The organism is Aquisalimonas sp. (assembly GCF_007120195.1).
Taxonomy (GTDB): domain Bacteria; phylum Pseudomonadota; class Gammaproteobacteria; order Nitrococcales; family Aquisalimonadaceae; genus Aquisalimonas.
On the sequence record NZ_SKOG01000196.1, the window covers coordinates 1 to 15,526 of the forward strand.

The 15,526-nt window shown below is 61.2% G+C and carries 14 protein-coding genes; 8 read left to right on the top strand and 6 right to left on the bottom strand.

Features of this window, described 5'->3' with window-relative positions; all coding sequences use genetic code 11:
- Positions 1-230: 230 nt before the first annotated feature.
- From QZT63_RS13950 to QZT63_RS13975, 6 genes are all read right to left on the bottom strand, one after another.
- Complete coding sequence (locus QZT63_RS13950) at positions 231-440, bottom strand: hypothetical protein (RefSeq protein WP_290652100.1); 210 nt, start codon at positions 438-440, stop codon at positions 231-233.
- Positions 441-839: 399 nt separating this feature from the next.
- Positions 840-998 carry a hypothetical protein gene (locus QZT63_RS13955; protein WP_290652101.1) on the bottom strand — a complete coding sequence of 53 codons (159 nt, stop codon included), beginning with the start codon at positions 996-998 and terminating at the stop codon, positions 840-842.
- A gap of 80 nt (positions 999-1,078) precedes the next feature.
- Complete coding sequence (gene folD, locus QZT63_RS13960; RefSeq protein WP_366637103.1) at positions 1,079-1,939, bottom strand: bifunctional methylenetetrahydrofolate dehydrogenase/methenyltetrahydrofolate cyclohydrolase FolD; 861 nt, start codon at positions 1,937-1,939, stop codon at positions 1,079-1,081.
- A 14-nt stretch (positions 1,940-1,953) separates the two neighbouring features.
- Positions 1,954-2,829 (bottom strand): formyltetrahydrofolate deformylase, encoded by an 876-nt coding sequence (gene purU, locus QZT63_RS13965; RefSeq protein WP_290652102.1) that lies wholly within the window; start codon positions 2,827-2,829, stop codon positions 1,954-1,956.
- A gap of 200 nt (positions 2,830-3,029) precedes the next feature.
- Positions 3,030-4,175, bottom strand: a complete 1,146-nt coding sequence (locus QZT63_RS13970) for a glycine cleavage T C-terminal barrel domain-containing protein (protein ID WP_290652103.1) — start codon at positions 4,173-4,175, stop codon at positions 3,030-3,032.
- 92 nt (positions 4,176-4,267) lie between these two features.
- Positions 4,268-5,692 (bottom strand): dihydrolipoyl dehydrogenase, encoded by a 1,425-nt coding sequence (locus QZT63_RS13975; RefSeq protein WP_290652104.1) that lies wholly within the window; start codon positions 5,690-5,692, stop codon positions 4,268-4,270.
- A 521-nt stretch (positions 5,693-6,213) separates the two neighbouring features.
- Between QZT63_RS13975 and QZT63_RS13980 the strand changes: the two genes are divergently transcribed.
- The 8 genes from QZT63_RS13980 to QZT63_RS14015 all read left to right on the top strand — a co-directional run bounded on the left by QZT63_RS13980 (position 6,214) and on the right by QZT63_RS14015 (position 15,403).
- Complete coding sequence (locus QZT63_RS13980) at positions 6,214-6,561, top strand: hypothetical protein (protein WP_290652105.1); 348 nt, start codon at positions 6,214-6,216, stop codon at positions 6,559-6,561.
- Positions 6,558-7,361, top strand: coding sequence for an enoyl-CoA hydratase (locus tag QZT63_RS13985; RefSeq protein ID WP_290652106.1), 804 nt, complete (start codon positions 6,558-6,560; stop codon positions 7,359-7,361). Before QZT63_RS13980 ends, QZT63_RS13985 begins: the two co-directional genes overlap by 4 nt.
- A 168-nt stretch (positions 7,362-7,529) precedes the next feature.
- The gene (locus QZT63_RS13990; protein ID WP_290652107.1) at positions 7,530-8,789 is read left to right on the top strand and encodes an AMP-binding protein; all 1,260 of its coding nucleotides are present in this window, start codon (positions 7,530-7,532) and stop codon (positions 8,787-8,789) included.
- Positions 8,790-8,813: 24 nt separating this feature from the next.
- The gene (locus tag QZT63_RS13995) at positions 8,814-9,170 is read left to right on the top strand and encodes a hypothetical protein (RefSeq protein ID WP_290652113.1); all 357 of its coding nucleotides are present in this window, start codon (positions 8,814-8,816) and stop codon (positions 9,168-9,170) included.
- Positions 9,171-9,272: 102 nt separating this feature from the next.
- Positions 9,273-10,991, top strand: coding sequence for an NADH-ubiquinone oxidoreductase-F iron-sulfur binding region domain-containing protein (locus QZT63_RS14000; RefSeq protein ID WP_290652108.1), 1,719 nt, complete (start codon positions 9,273-9,275; stop codon positions 10,989-10,991).
- A gap of 11 nt (positions 10,992-11,002) precedes the next feature.
- On the top strand, positions 11,003-13,846 hold the full coding sequence (gene fdhF, locus QZT63_RS14005) for a formate dehydrogenase subunit alpha (RefSeq protein WP_290652109.1): 2,844 nt from the start codon (positions 11,003-11,005) through the stop codon (positions 13,844-13,846).
- Between the two features lie 34 nt (positions 13,847-13,880).
- Complete coding sequence (locus QZT63_RS14010) at positions 13,881-14,363, top strand: methylenetetrahydrofolate reductase C-terminal domain-containing protein (RefSeq protein WP_290652110.1); 483 nt, start codon at positions 13,881-13,883, stop codon at positions 14,361-14,363.
- Complete coding sequence (locus tag QZT63_RS14015) at positions 14,360-15,403, top strand: methylenetetrahydrofolate reductase (protein WP_290652111.1); 1,044 nt, start codon at positions 14,360-14,362, stop codon at positions 15,401-15,403. The genes QZT63_RS14010 and QZT63_RS14015 overlap by 4 nt, the downstream gene beginning before the upstream one ends.
- Positions 15,404-15,526: the final 123 nt, after the last annotated feature.

The following is a 15,526-nucleotide window of genomic DNA, read 5'->3' on the forward strand; positions in this document are numbered from 1 at the left end:
CCCCTGGCGGCGTTGCGCCTCCTCGCCGTAGTCCCCGCTACGCCTCGTCGGCGCGCCTTGCCAGGAACCGTCAGGATCCACGCCAATTTTCGCAACGTATTTACGGGACAGGACACTGGCAGGCCCCGGGAATGCCTGAATGCATCCTGCTGCGGGGCTGATGCTTGTGCCACTGTCGCAGGCGTAACGTGGACGCCGTCGGCGATCGGCGTGTCGGCATCGGGCAGCGCTCACGGTTCCGCGGTCGCCCGCCGTGCGATGGACTCGAACTTTTCGTCCCGTTCCCGTGCGATCCGGCGCAGTTCGTCTCCACCCTCATCCTCCGTCTCGATCACCCGCCAACCTTCGTGTTCGGGATCCGGCGAGCCCGCGTGCGGCGCCGTGACCAGCACCGCGATGAGTGCCAGGAACGCCAAGAGTCTCCCGTGCGGGGTGGGCACGCATGCTCCTCCATGACCACTACGGCTCTACGGCTCCCGAACTTCACCAGCAACCGTAATCGGGCACGATCCAGTCTCCCATTAGGGAGATTACGTACTTCTACTGAAATAGAGGGTCCCCGTTGCCCCAGATCAGGGCACCGATAGGTAGCAGGCCATGGAGCAGTTCATCCAGCGCTGGGCAGGCGTGCCCGGCTCAAAGCAGCCAAACAGCCAGCTCTTTCTCACTGGGCTCTGCCACGCTCTGGAGGTGCCCGGGTCACCGGCCGGCCTCCGATATCGCCGCAGACAACGCCTGCGTCTTCGAGCGCGCCATCAAGGAGATCGAGCCAGACGGCGCGGTGCGTCGCCGGCGCATCGACCGCGCTGCAAGTCGGGCAAGAGGTGGAGGGAATGGTGCTAACCGACCACGTCCAGACGTTGCGCCGCAGCGTACCACCCCCCATCTCCGAAGAACGCCAGGGCAGAGCGGGGAAAGACGGGTTTATGGAAGTCCAGGCCCGCCACCAGGGTGTTGTCATGGCCCGGGGCCAGGGTGGGATCCTGGTCGTGGGTCATGTGAGGTCCTTTGTTGTTGTTCTCGCGTCGCCCGGGGCGACGCCGAACATTCTTGGCGCAAGCGGGGCCAGATCTCAAGGTCAGGCCAACTGACGCTTTGCTGCACGTGTGGTATTCAAAAGCAGGCAGGCGATCGTCATCGGGCCCACGCCACCGGGCACCGGCGTAATTGCACCAGCGATCGGGGCAACCGATTCAAAATCCACATCCCCCATGAGCTTTCTCTTGCCATCAACACTAATGGCATTGATACCGACATCAATTACCGTTGCACCAGGTCCGATCCAGTCGGCGTTGATGAGCTTCGCCCGGCCAGCCGCTGCCACCACAATATCGGCATTGCGGGACACTGATTCGATGTTCTTCGTTCGCGAATGCGCAATAGTGACTGTGCAGTTTTCCTGTAGCAGCAGCGCAGCCATTGGCTTACCCACAATATTAGAGCGGCCCACCACCACTGCATTTTTACCGCTCAAATCCGGATGAACCTGGCGCAGCATGATCATGCAGCCCTGTGGCGTGCAGGGTACTAACGACGCCCGCCCGGACGCAAGTGCTCCAACGTTTAGTGGGTGAAAGCCATCAACATCTTTGGCCGGATCGATGGCAGCTATCACATCGTCCTCATTGAGATGCGACGGTAGAGGCAGCTGCACCAGAATGCCGTGCACCTGAGAATCATCGTTCAGAACACCGATGAGCTCATTCAGGGCATCCTGGGTACATTCGGCGTCAAGGCGGTGCGCAATAGAACGCATCCCCACCTCTTCCGCCCGCTTCACTTTATTTCTCACATACACCTGACTGGCGGGATCCTCGCCAACTAAAACCACAGCCAGCGTCGGCACGACGTCATGCTCGGCGCTGAGTAGCTCGACTTCAGCAGCAACCTCTCGCAGAACCTGAGCCGAGAGCTGCTTTCCGTCAATTAATTGAGCCATAATACCCTTTGCTCCTATTTGAAAATGACGGTCTTGTTACCCGAAAGAAAGACACGGTGCTCTGTATGCAGTTTAACCGCGCGTGCTAGCGCCATCGTTTCGGTATCCCGGCCTAGGGCAACCAGTTCTTCCGGGTAGTAAGCGTGATTAACTGGCTGCACGGACTGTTCGATAATCGGACCTTCATCCAGATCACCGGTCACATAATGCGCAGTAGCACCGATCAGCTTAACGCCACGCTCAAACGCCTGATGATAAGGTTTGCCGCCTTTAAAGCCGGGCAGGAAGGAGTGATGGATGTTGATGGCTCGGCCGCGCAGCTGCTCACAGAGATTATCGGACAATACTTGCATATACCGCGCTAGCACCACCAGTTCGGTTCCCGTCTGGTTGACGATGTTGAGCACCTCAGCCTCTTGCTCCGGTTTGGTTTCTTTTGTAACCGGCAGGTGAATAAAGCGAATGCCCTCACGCTCAGCTATCGGTTGAAGATCCAGGTGGTTGGATAGCACCGCGACAATTTCGATGTTCAACTCCCCCTTGTGATACCGGTAGAGAAGATCAATCAGACAGTGGTCGAACTTGGATACCATGATCAAGACTTTGGTCGGGCGGCGAGCCTCATACATCGCCCAATCGAGGCCAAATTTGTCTGCAAGGTCAAAAAAACCTGTGTGCAACTCTTCAAAAGAGAAGCGGGAATCATGAAGAGTGTTTAACACAGTGCGCATGAAAAAATGACCGGTAATTTTATCATCGAATTGAGATAACTCGTAGATATAGCCGCCATGCTCCGACAGATACGATGTGATTCCGGCAACGATGTTAGGCCCAGTTTCGCAGCTGACGGTAAGGACGTATTGGTTAGTAAACTCTAGAGGTTTTTTCATAATATAAGACCTATATATTAGTGATTGTTTGTCGATTCGCTAGACGAAAAACCCGAGCCCTGAAACCCTCTTAGGTGCGTGTTTTAGATCCGACGTCCCCCGTGCCAGGCGCGGCCAAGATGAACTGCCCGCGTGACTGTGATCAACAGGCAGTTGCACCACGTGAATCCATCCGTCGCCTTCGCACAATGGGTTGGCGTTCAAGCGGATGTAGCGATCTTCTTTTTTGGGTCGTAGAAAGGCTTTTCGACAACAACGGCTTGCGCTGGTCCGGATACGGTTTGAATTTGAAGTTCCGTACCAATGTCGGCATGTTCAGTAGCAACCATGGCCAGAGCGATATTTTGTTCAAGGCGCGGGGAATAGACCGCGGACGTCACCTTGCCGACTGTTTCGCCATCTTTACCAAGCGGCCAGAACGTGGTGTTTGGTCCTTTGAGGGGCGGCATGTCAATACGCAGCCCGACGTGCTTGCGGCTCACGCCGTTTCCACGGATGCGCTGCAACGCGGCCTTGCCGATAAAATCGACGTCCATGTCCGGATTCACCAGACGGTCCATCCCAAGTTCGTAAGGGTTGGTGTGAATGTCGGCATCAGCATGATAGGAGAGCATCGCACCTTCGATCCGCCTGATGGTGGAGGTATGACCAGGCTTCAGTCCAAAGGGCGCACCGGCAGCCATGATTTTTTCCCATAGCTCGTCGCCTCGCGCGCCGTCACGCAGATAAAGCTCATAGCCCAGTTCGCTCGACCAGCCGGTGCGTGAGACAATCAGCGGAATGCCGTCAAGTTCAACCTCACGCAACCAGTAGTAGCGCAGATCCATGATGCTTTCGCCAAAGAGCTCCTTCATCACCTCGCCTGATTTTGGGCCCTGTAATTGCATTGGGGAAACATCAGGTTCACGAATACTCACATCCAGCTCGGAATGAACCGCAACACCTTGTGCCCACAATAGAATGTCGCTGTCAGCCAGCGAGATCCAGAAATGATTGTCTGCCAGCCGTAGCAGGATCGGGTCGTTCAGTATACCTCCGTCTGCGTTGGTGATCAGTATATACTTGCACTGTCCGACAGCCATTTTTGACAGATCGCGTGGGGTTAGGCTCTGCGTGAATTTCGCCGCATCCGGACCTGTGATTTCCACTTGACGTTCGGCGGCAACATCGCAGAGGATCGCATCATTCACGAGGTTCCAGAAATTCTGTTCCGGACTCCCGAAATCACGTGGAATATACATATGGTTGTATACCGAAAACCCCTTGGCTCCCCAGCGAACGGTTGCGTCAAAGTAGGGAGATTTTCGGATCTGTGTGCCGAATCCAAAATCGTCTTGTTTTTCCATGCTAATGACCTTTGTTGATGTAGAATGTAGTGGACTGTGCGAACTCATTGATTCGGTGTATCGAACCATGTCCGCACATGGCACTTTGACTTTTAGAGGACCATGTTCTCAACCGTGTAGCGGCTATACTTTTCTCGAGCGTCGATCAAAACATCCCGTAACAGCTCTTCGGCGGTGGGGTGGTAGACAGGCATCGACAGTACTTGCTCCGCCGTCATGCTGTGTGTGATGGCTAGGGCAAGCAGATGTGCCAGGTGTTCGGCCTTGTATCCAAGCAATTCGGCCCCTAGAATTACGCCGGTTCGCGCGTCCAGGTAGACTTGAATACGCCCTTGGACCTTGTTCCAGACCACATGGCGAGGACTTGCAAACGGCAGGTCGCCAATGACGAGCTCCCGACCTTTAAGTTGCCGGAAACTCTGGCCGATGATGGCGATCTGAGGGTCGGTGAATAACACCATCAACGGCGGTCTACGTTCTGCAGGCACCAGTTTCGGGTAGCTCAACGCATTATCAGCGGCGATACGCCCCTCATCGAAGGCTTCGTGCCACACTGGCAGGTCGTCGGTCGCATCCCCGGCAATAAAAATGGGATAGTCAAAGAAGCGCATCGTCCGCGGATCGAATGTCGCCGTGCCAGTTTCAGTGAATTCCAGGCCTGTACGATCCATACCCAATCGGTCGACGTTCGAGATCCTCCCCGTGGCGACCAGTACCCTGTCGAACACCTTGGTGACCCGCTGTCCGTTCGACTGCTCATACTCAATCCAGGCACCTTCAGCGTCCTCCCAAGTGCGCATGACGTGGCCGCTGGGGTAGATATCGAGTTCGGTGCCAAGGATATCGAGCGCATGCTGCTGCATGGCCGGGTGGGTGAGGGCGTTGATCTTGCCGGAGCGGCCGTAAATCGTTGTGTCGACTCCCAGTCGATGGAGTGCCTGCCCCAGCTCCAGCGCAATAATTCCCATACCGATCACTGCTATCGAGCGGGGCAGGTCCTCCAGCTCAAAGACCGTGTCGCTGGTGAGGACGCGGGCCATAACCGGCTCGAATACCGCGCCGACCGCAGGCCTGGAGCCACAGGCGAGGATGAATTTTTTCGCATTGACCTCGACCGATTCGCCCACCCTGAGCTGGCCTGGTCCGATAAACCGGGCGTGCCCCTCAAGCTTGTGGCGGGCCGGAATCTTGGCGACGTAGCGAAGATTGTTGGCGACAAATCGATGATCTCGCTCTCGGCGCACGCGTTCGAGGACTTTGCGGCCATCCACGTGACCCGAGGCTCTCACCCCGAAAAAGTCGCTAGTGACCAAGTTGTGCGCGTAATCGGCAGCGGTGATCAGGAGTTTGCTGGGCATGCAGCCGACCCGTGCGCAAGTGGTGCCGTAGGGACCGTCCTGGATCATCACTAGGCTGTCGGTCTTGCGGCTGATTTTCGAGTAGGCGCCCAGCCCGGAGGTGCCGGCGCCGATGATCGCGTATTCAACATTCATTGTCTTCATAGTAGATTCGCTCATCGGGCCCCTCGTCTTTTTAGGGTGTTTTGCCGTTATAAAGACGCACCTCGGCGGCTGGGAGTCGTCGGGTTTGGCTTCAGCCCCTGTTTAGATGAATAAGGACTGGTGGGGCGAGAATTTTTCTTGTGTTGCTCGAAACACGCAGTTTAAAGTTCGTCAGACCGACTATACACTACTCGGGGGTTTTTTAAGGGGTAAAGTGATAGTTTCTAAGCGTTTGGCTTACTTTTCGTAACCCATGGGTTGCGACTTGGTAGGCTGGGTTCGCGGGCAAAGTAGGCTGCAACACGTCACATTAGCGAGGCTATACCAACTGCTTAGGAATCGTCGCTTTGCAGGTGTTTCCCGGATCACCTAGGATGAGGGGATTCGCAGACAGGAGGCTTACCCATGTCAGTCCATCGGTCCGCTATTAGTTGGCAGTGGTACCCCCACGAAACCGATGCCAACATCTACTCGCGTAATTCGCTCGTAATCAGCTTGTTACGTTGAATGGTGGGCAGCAGGGCCGCGTCGGTCGAATGCAAGGGCGAGTCAAGCTGCACCGACCCGGTACCAATGCTGATCAGCGCGGTTTCCGGTTGTCATATGCTGTTTTCTCGGGCTATCGCCGATTTTCAAGGTTGTCAGTTGAAGCTTATGAAGACAATCCAGTCGGCTATCCGGAGAGTAATAATAAAAAATGGATGGAGATGACGCGTCTCGTTCCCTCGCCACGCACCACCCTCGGCGGCGATAAAATGCCGGACCAGAGAGCGATGTCCAGAATCCACGCCAGCGTCCTGAGAAACTGTTTGATCCGCAATTCGATCACTACCGAGGTGACGATCAATTATCTTGAATTAGCCATCTCTGGCGGGAGTCAATGATGAATCATACTCAATCTGCGGAAGACATCCTTCTCCGGGAGGATAAAGACGCGGCCGTCTATCTCACGCTCAATCGGCCGGATAAATTCAACACCCTTTCCGAAGCAATGCTTGCCGCGTTGCAGCGGGAGTTGGATTCGATCGCCGCAGACCCCGCTGTGCGCTGTGTGGTGATCGGTGGGAAAGGACGGGGATTTTGTGCCGGTCACGACCTGCGGGAGATGCGCGCAAATCCCGACCAAGCCTATTACCAGGAGTTGTTTCGCAGCTGCAGCCGGGTGATGCAGAGTGTCGTCGCGCTGCCGGTGCCGGTCATTGCCAAAGTCCAGGGTATGGCCACGGCCGCAGGGTGCCAACTGGTGGCCAGCTGCGATCTGGCCATCGGTGCTCAATCGGCCCGATTCGCGGTGTCCGGCATCAACGTGGGCCTGTTCTGCTCGACCCCCGCTGTGGCGCTCTCACGCAACGTCACTGCCAAGCAGGCGTTCGACATGCTGGTGTGCGGCGACTTCATCGATGCGGAGACTGCCTTGGCGCGGGGGCTGTTGAGTGGCGTCACTTCTGACTCCGACCTGGATGCGGCCGTGGCCGATAAGGTGGAACAGATCCTGAGCAAGAGTCCTGCGGCGGTGCGGTTTGGAAAGTCCATGTTTCATCCCCAACGCCAGATGGCGTTGGCCGACGCCTACGACTTTGCCGGCAATGTGATGGCGGAAAACATGATGAGCCATGACGCCGGTGAGGGGATCGATGCCTTTCTCGCCAAGCGTAGACCCATCTGGGATCAGCCAGGCCGCTAGCGCCACTGGGTGCGTCAGGTAACCGCAGTACCAGTCAGACCGCGGATGCTGTGGCTGCATGGCCGGCGATGAGGGTGGTGACTCTTAACAGCTAATGGCTCGGTACCGCGATCGTGCCGGTTGAAAGGCCGGGTTTTGAACCCTTTATAAAACAACAGGGATAAGACCATGACTGATATCTGCCATGTTAATGAGGCACTTGAGAAGACTGCGGCGAATTATGTTTCGCTGTCACCCTTGAGCTTTATCAAACGGGCTGCCGCCGTTTATCCCGACAGGACGGCGCTGATCTACAACAAGACGCGTTACAGCTGGCAACAGACCTATTCGCGCTGTTGCCGACTGGCATCCATGTTAAAGGATTTTGGCATTACCCGGGGCGATACGGTGGCCGTCATGTTGCCGAATGTCCCGGCCATATACGAAGCCCACTTCGGCGTGCCCATGCTGGGAGCGGTGTTGAATGCGATCAACATCCGCCTTGATCCCGAAGCTGTCGCCTTTATTCTCGATCATAGCCGTGCGCGCCTGCTGTTGGTTGACCCCGAGTATGTGGATGTGGTCGAAAAGGCTTTGGCCCGGCTGAATGGACCAGTGCCCAAGGTGATCAACGTCTCTGACCCGAGTCAGGGCGAAGAGCGCTTGATCGGTGACCTGGAGTACGAGGCGTTGCTGGCCGAGCAACCGGAGTTGGACGACTGGCAGCTGCCGGCCGACGAGTGGGATGCGATCGCGCTCGGTTACACCTCCGGCACCACCGGCAACCCCAAGGGGGTCGTCACCCACCATCGCGGTGCCTACCTGAATGCTGTCAGTAACGTCCTGTCCTGGACGTTGCCCCGGGAGGTGGTCTACTTATGGACGCTGCCGATGTTTCACTGCAACGGCTGGTGCTTCCCGTGGACACTGGCGGCGATCGGCGGGACCAACGTCTGTCTGCGCCGGGTCGACCCGGAGGTGATCTTGGGCCTGATCAGGGAGCATCGGGTCAGCCACTACTGCGGTGCCCCCATAGTCCACTCAATGATCGCTGATGCTGCAGAAGCTGCGCAGGAACCGATCGATCATAAGGTGTCGGGGCTGATCGCCGGTGCGGCGCCGCCTGCGTCCGTGTTTAAGCGGATGCAAAAGATCGGCTTTGAGCTCACTCACGTCTACGGGTTGACCGAGACCTACGGCCCCGCCACGGTTTGCGTCAAACAGGATGGCTGGGATGAACTCCCCCTGGAGGAGCGGGTCCGGCTGAATGGACGCCAGGGCGTGACCTATCCACTGCAAGAAAGCGTCACGGTGCTCGACTCGGTCACGATGGAACCCGTCCCCGCCGACGGCCAGACAGTGGGCGAGATTATGTTCCGAGGCAATATCGTCATGAAGGGTTACCTGCGCAACGAAGCCGCCACCCGTGAAGCATTTGCCGGCGGCTGATTCCACTCCGGTGACCTGGCAGTGATGGAACCGGACGGCTACGTAAAGATTCGCGACCGGCTGAAGGACGTGATCATCTCGGGCGGGGAAAACATCTCCTCACTGGAGGTCGAGGAGATCATTCAGCGGCACGCCGACGTCGAACTCGTGGGGGTCGTGGCGATGGCGGATGCCAAGTGGGGCGAAGTCCCCGCCGCCTTTGTCCAGCTGCGTCCCGGCAGCGAGCTGAGCGAAGACGCGTTGATCAACTTCTGTAAGGAGAGTATCAGCCGCTTCAAGGCTCCCAAGAAGGTCATCTTCGGGCCGTTGCCAACCTCCTCGACGGGGAAAATCCAGAAATTTGTGCTGCGCCAGAAGCTCGAAACCAGTCAGCCGGCCTGATTGGGTCAGGAACGAGGAGTTGGAACAACCAAAATGGTCCGTGCCCAGAGCCGGTGCGGACATGCGAAGTAGATAAGCGCAACCGAGAAAAAAGAGCCCGCTATGACCGTCGAGACTGTCACACCCAAGCGCCGCTTTCGCGACAAGCCCCTCGGCCGCTACCTGCCCCCTGTTGCCTTGGCGTCGCTGCGCCAGCTGCTCGGCGACGAGCGCAGCGACCCGGGACTCCGGCGCCGTGACCTGCTGATCGAGCACCTGCACGCCATCCAGGACGCCCACGGCCACCTGCCGCTGATGGCGCTGCGGGCGCTGGCCGCCTACATGAACCTGCCCATGGCCGCGGTCTACGAGACGGCGACCTTTTATGCCCACTTCGACGTGGTTCACGATGACCAGGCACCGCCGCCCGAGGTGACGGTCCGGGTCTGTGATTCGCTCTCCTGTCAGCTGGCCGGCGCCGCGGCGCTCAAGGCGGAACTGGCGGCCGGTGTCGCTCCGGAGGCGGTACGGGTGGTGCGCGCCCCTTGCATGGGCCGCTGCGAGACCGCGCCGGTGGTGGAAGTGGGGCACCACCATGTGCTCTCCGCCACCGCCGAGAGCGTGAAGGCGGCGGTCGATACCGGCCAATTTCATCCCGCGGCGATTCTCTGGCAACGCCTGGCGGACTATCGCGCCGAAGGCGGCTATGGGCTGCTCGCCGAATGCCGCGAGGGACGCGTCACGGTGGAGGCGCTGATGCAGGCGCTGGAAATCGCCAACCTGCGCGGCTTGGGCGGCGCAGGATTCCCTACGTTCAAGAAGTGGCACTTTGTGCGCAAGGAACCTGGGCCGCGCTATTGCGCCATCAATGCCGACGAGGGCGAGCCCGGCACCTTCAAGGACCGCGTCTACCTGGAGCGCTCCCCGCATTGCTTCCTCGAGGGGGCCCTGGTGAGCTCCTGGGCGGTGGAGGCCGAGGCGCTCTATATCTACCTGCGTGACGAGTACCCCGGCCTGCACCAAGTGCTGCACACGGCGATCGCCGAGCTCGAGGCCGACGGCCTGGTGCCGCCTGGTTACATCGTGCTGCGCCGGGGGGCCGGTGCCTACATCTGCGGCGAGGAGTCGGCGATGATCGAGTCGCTGGAGGGCAAGCCCGGCAAGCCGCGCCACCGCCCGCCCTTCGTCGCCCAGAAGGGGCTCTTCGACCGCCCGACCCTGGTCAACAACGTCGAGACCGTCTACTGGATCCCGCTGATCTGGGAGGAGGGGGCCGACTGGTTCGCCGGCCAGGGTCGCCGTGGTCGCAAGGGTCTGCGCAGCTTCTCGGTCTCCGGCCGGGTCCGGCGTCCGGGCGTCCATCTGGCCCCCGCCGGCATCACCCTCAACGAGCTGCTCGAGGAGTACTGCGGTGGCATGGCCGAGGGGCACCGGCTGGCCGGCTACCTGCCCGGCGGCGCCTCCGGGGGGATACTCCCGGCGAGCAAGGCCGATCTCCCGCTCGATTTCGATACCCTGCAGGAGGCGGGCTGTTTCATCGGCTCTGCCGCCGTCATCGTGTTGTCCGACCAGGACGACCTGCGTGCGGTGGCAACCAACCTGCTGGCCTTCTTCGCCGACGAGTCCTGCGGCCAGTGCACGCCGTGCCGGGTGGGGACCGAGAAGATGCTGACGCTGCTGGAACGCGACGAGTGGCGGATCGATGAGCTCGAACGGCTGTCCCAGGTGATGATGGACGCCTCCATCTGTGGCCTGGGCCAGGCGGCGCCCAATCCCGTGCTGGGGCTGCTGCGGGACTTCCGCGGTGAGCTCGCCAGCCAGAACGTGATCATCAAGGGGTAAGGGAGATGAGCATGAGCGACGAGACCTTCACCCTGACCCTGGATGGCGCCGAGGTGAGTGCGCACCGGGGCGAGACGCTCTGGCAGGTGGCCCGGCGCGCCGGCGAGACCATTCCCCATCTCTGCTTTCGGGATGCCCCGGGCTATCGCAGCGACGGCAACTGTCGTGCCTGCATGGTGGAGATCGAGGGCGAGCGCGTGCTGGCGGCGAGCTGCCTGCGCGAGGCGGCCCCCGGGCTGGTGGTCAAGAGCGCGACGTCCGACCGGGCCCGGGTGTCCCGCGAGGGCGTGATGGAGCTGTTGATCGCCGACCAGCCCGAGCGCGACGACAGTCCCGACCGTTCGAGCCATTTCTGGGCCACAGCCGATCAACTGGCCATCGACGCCACCGCGGTGCGCGAGCGGCTGCCGGCGCGGGCCGACCGAGATGCGCCCACGGTGCACCATGTCGCCGAGCGGGCGGGCTCACTCCCCCATGCCCTCGGCCATGACACCACGCATTCGGCGATGAATGTCAACCTCGATGCCTGCATCGAATGCAACCTCTGCGTGCGCGCCTGCCGCGAGGTACAGGGCAACGACGTCATCGGTCTGGCCCACCGCGGGGCCGCATCGAAGATCGTCTTCGACTTCGACGACCCCATGGGCGAGAGCACCTGCGTGGCCTGCGGTGAGTGCGTCCAGGCCTGCCCCACCGGGGCGTTGATGCCGGCCACCCTGGTGGACGCGCAGGGGCGCGGGGATTCCGCGGTGGCTGACCGCACCGTCGACTCGGTCTGCCCCTACTGCGGGGTGGGCTGCCAGCTCACCTACCAGATCAAGGACGAGCGGATCCTCTTCGTCGAGGGGCGCGACGGGCCCTCGAACCAGAACCGGCTGTGCGTCAAGGGGCGCTTCGGCTTCGACTACCCCAACCATCCGTCGCGAATCACCAAGCCGCTGATTCGCCGGCCGGGCGTGCCCAAGGGGCTCGATCCCGACTTCGACCCGCGCAACCCCCTGACCCATTTCCGCGAGGCGAGCTGGGAGGAGGCGCTGGACTTCGCCGCCGACGGCCTGAAGGCGATCAAGTCGGCCCAGGGGCCCGATGGCCTCGCCGGCTTCGGCAGCGCGAAGTGCTCCAACGAGGAGGCCTGGCTGTTCCAAAAGCTGGTGCGCACAGGCTTCGGCTCCAACCATGTCGACCACTGCACCCGGCTGTGCCACGCCAGCTCGGTGGCGGCGCTGATGGAGTGCATCGGCTCGGGGTCGGTGACGGCCTCCTTCATGCAGGCGCTGCAGTCCGACGTGGTGATCCTCACCGGCTGCAACCCGGCGATCAACCACCCGGTGGCGGCCACCTACTTTAAGCAGGCGGCGCGCAACGGCACCAAGCTGATCATCCTCGACCCCCGCGGCCAGGCGCTGGACCCCTACGCCCACCGCAGCGTGCGCTTCACCCCGGGCGGCGACGTCTCGCTCTACAACGCCATGCTCAACGTGATCGTCAGCGAGGGGCTCTATGACCAGACCTACATCGATGCCCACACCGAGGGCTTCGAGGCGCTCAAGGCCCATGTGCGCGACCTGACCCCCGAGGCGATGTCGCCGGCCTGTGGCGTCGCCCCCGAGCAGATCCGGGAGATCGCCCGGCTCTACGCCACCGCCGACAAGGCGATGATCTTCTGGGGTATGGGTATCTCCCAGCACGTGCACGGCACCGACAACTCCCGGTGCCTGATCTCGCTGGCGCTGGCCTGCGGCCAGACCGGTCGCCCCGGCACCGGTCTGCACCCGCTACGCGGCCAGAATAATGTCCAGGGCGCCTCCGACGCCGGCCTGATCCCAATGGTGCTGCCCGACTACCAGCCGGTGACTGACGCCCAGGTGCGCGCCGCCTTCGAAGCGCTATGGAATACCCCGCTCGAGGAAAAGCCGGGGCTCACCGTGGTGGAGATCATGGACGCCATCCATGCCGGCACCATTCGCGGCATGTACATTCAGGGCGAGAACCCGGCGATGTCCGACCCGGACCTCGACCATGCCCGGGCGGCACTTGGCAAGCTCGAACACCTGGTGGTGCAGGACCTGTTCGTCACCGAGACCGCCCAGTTCGCCGATGTCATCCTGGCAGCCTCGGCCTGGCCGGAGAAAGACGGCAGCGTCACCAACACCAACCGCCAGGTGCAGCTGGGCCGCATTGCTGTGCCTTTGCCCGGTGAGGCGAAGCCCGACTGGTGGATCATCCAGCAGCTCGCCAACCGCCTGGGCCTGGACTGGCATTACACCCATCCCCGCGAGGTGTTCGCCGAGATGAAACAGGGGATGAGGTCGCTGGACCATATCACCTGGGAGCGCCTGGAACGCGAGAACTCGGTGACCTATCCTTGCCCCGGCGACGACGCGCCCGGGCAGGACGTGGTGTTCAGCGATGCCTTCCCCACAGCGAGCGGTCGGGCGACATTCACCCCGACCCGGCCGCTGCCGCCAGACGAACCCATCGATGGCGACTACCCCACGGTGCTGATCACCGGGCGCCAACTGGAACACTGGCACACAGGCTCCATGACCCGTCGCAGCCGGGTGCTCGATGACATCGAGCCCGAGGCGGTGGCGAGTCTGGCGCCGGCGGAGCTGGACCGCCTGCGGCTGTCTCCGGGCGAGCCGCTAACCATCGCCACCCGGCGCGGGGCCATCACCCTGAGGGCGCGCCTCGACCCGCTGATGCAGGAGGGGATCGTCTTCGTGCCTTTCTGCTACTTGGAAGCGGCGGCCAATATCCTGACCAATCCGGCGCTGGACCCCTTCGGAAAGATCCCCGAGTTCAAGTATGCCGCCTGCCGTCTGAGTCCAGCCACTACGGCTCTGGCGGAGTGAGAACACTGCCCCTCGACGAAAGGAGGAAAGTATCATGTACAGGGTGCGTCGCTGGGTGGTTCGCCATTCCAGATTCTTTGAGATGATCTACCGAGGCTTCGAGCCGGTGCTGGTCAAGCTCGATCCAGTGTTTAGGCGACTGGGTCACGAGCGCATCGAGGCGCCGGTGAGGTCGGTGGAAAAGGCCGTTAAGGGGGCGCTTTTCGATTGCCGGATGTGCGGTCAGTGCGTTCTCTCTTCCACCGGCATGTCCTGTCCCATGAACTGCCCCAAGTCACTGCGCAACGGCCCCTGTGGCGGGGTGCGTGCCAATGGGCATTGCGAGGTGAAGCCCGAAATGATGTGTGTCTGGGTCGATGCCTGGGAAGGAAGTCGTCGGATGAAGCACGGCGACAGCATCCACACTGTCCAATTCCCGGTCGACCATCGCCTCACGGGAACCTCGTCTTGGCTTCGCGTGGTTCGCCAGCTGGCCGCTACCCCCACTTCGAGCGCCAACGGAGAGACAACGAAATGAGGTTCGATGACGAGCCCGTACCGGGCTACTCCCTGCCGATCCTCCCCGGCCATGTCTCCCCTGGGCGACTGGAGCGGGTGCTGCGGGCGGGCAAGTTCGCAATCACCAGCGAGATCGACCCGCCGGACTCTGCCGACCCGGCAGAGGTGCTCAAGCGTGCGGCAATCTTCGATGGCTACGTCGATGCCATCAACGCCACGGATGGCTCTGGCGCCAACTGCCATATGTCCAGCGTCGGGGTCTGCTCGCTGCTGACCCGGGTCGGCTATGCCACCATCCTGCAGATATCGTGCCGTGACCGTAACCGCATCGCCATACAGGGCGAGATCCTCGGTGGGGCGGCGATGGGTGCCTGCAACCTGCTGTGTCTGACCGGTGACGGTGTGCAGGCCGGTGACCATCCCCAGGCCAAGCCGGTATTCGATCTCGACTCCATATCCCTGCTGAAGGTCGCCCGTCGCATGCGCGACGAGCAACAATTCGACAGCGGGCGGCGCCTCGTGACGCCCCCGCGGATTTTTCTCGGTGCGGCCGAGAATCCCTTCGTGCCGCCGCTGGACTGGCGACCGCATCGCCTGGCCAAGAAGCTGGAGGCCGGCGCCCAGTTCATCCAGACCCAGTACTGCTTCGATATCGAGCGGTTGCGCAACTTCATGCTCAAGGTGAACGATCTCGGTCTGCTGGAAGGCCCCGACCGCCTCTTCATCCTGCCCGGGATCGGGCCGCTGGCCTCGGCCCGCAGCGCCCGCTGGATCCGCGATAAGGTCCCCGGGGTGCACATCCCTGACGCGGTGATCACTCGGCTCGAGGGGGCTGCGAACCAGAAGGAGGAGGGCAAGCGACTGTGCATGGACCTGCTGAACGAGATCCGCGAGATTCCGGGTGTCAGCGGCGCCCATGTCATGGCCTATCGCCAGGAGCGCAGTGTGGCGGAGATCATCAAGACCACCGGCGTGCACGAGGGCCGCGTGCCCTGGTACCCGGGGCGCGACGACCCGGAAGAACTCAACCCCGAATCCCCCGATGCCCTGGCGGGCTAGCCTTGGGGCAAACGCGGCCAGCCGGTCGAATCTTCCTCGCGAAATCGAGCTGCGGAACATCCAGCTCGACGCGACGCCATCCCGTCACGCAAGTTGTCGCCCGGCTGGGTGTGTCCGGCTACA

What these genes read in the sequence shown, in the direction of transcription:
- QZT63_RS13985 (WP_290652106.1), top strand. Translation starts at nt 6,558, where the DNA reads ATGATGAATCATACTCAATCTGCGGAAGACATCCTTCTCCGGGAGGAT.
- fdhF (WP_290652109.1), top strand. Translation starts at nt 11,003, where the DNA reads ATGAGCGACGAGACCTTCACCCTGACCCTGGATGGCGCCGAGGTGAGT.
- QZT63_RS13995 (WP_290652113.1), top strand. Translation starts at nt 8,814, where the DNA reads ATGGAACCGGACGGCTACGTAAAGATTCGCGACCGGCTGAAGGACGTG.
- QZT63_RS14015 (WP_290652111.1), top strand. Translation starts at nt 14,360, where the DNA reads ATGAGGTTCGATGACGAGCCCGTACCGGGCTACTCCCTGCCGATCCTC.
- QZT63_RS13970 (WP_290652103.1), bottom strand. Translation starts at nt 4,175, where the DNA reads ATGGAAAAACAAGACGATTTTGGATTCGGCACACAGATCCGAAAATCT.
- QZT63_RS14010 (WP_290652110.1), top strand. Translation starts at nt 13,881, where the DNA reads ATGTACAGGGTGCGTCGCTGGGTGGTTCGCCATTCCAGATTCTTTGAG.
- QZT63_RS13975 (WP_290652104.1), bottom strand. Translation starts at nt 5,692, where the DNA reads ATGAGCGAATCTACTATGAAGACAATGAATGTTGAATACGCGATCATC.
- purU (WP_290652102.1), bottom strand. Translation starts at nt 2,829, where the DNA reads ATGAAAAAACCTCTAGAGTTTACTAACCAATACGTCCTTACCGTCAGC.
- QZT63_RS13980 (WP_290652105.1), top strand. Translation starts at nt 6,214, where the DNA reads ATGCAAGGGCGAGTCAAGCTGCACCGACCCGGTACCAATGCTGATCAG.
- folD (WP_366637103.1), bottom strand. Translation starts at nt 1,939, where the DNA reads ATGGCTCAATTAATTGACGGAAAGCAGCTCTCGGCTCAGGTTCTGCGA.
- QZT63_RS14000 (WP_290652108.1), top strand. Translation starts at nt 9,273, where the DNA reads ATGACCGTCGAGACTGTCACACCCAAGCGCCGCTTTCGCGACAAGCCC.
- QZT63_RS13990 (WP_290652107.1), top strand. Translation starts at nt 7,530, where the DNA reads ATGACTGATATCTGCCATGTTAATGAGGCACTTGAGAAGACTGCGGCG.
- QZT63_RS13955 (WP_290652101.1), bottom strand. Translation starts at nt 998, where the DNA reads ATGACCCACGACCAGGATCCCACCCTGGCCCCGGGCCATGACAACACC.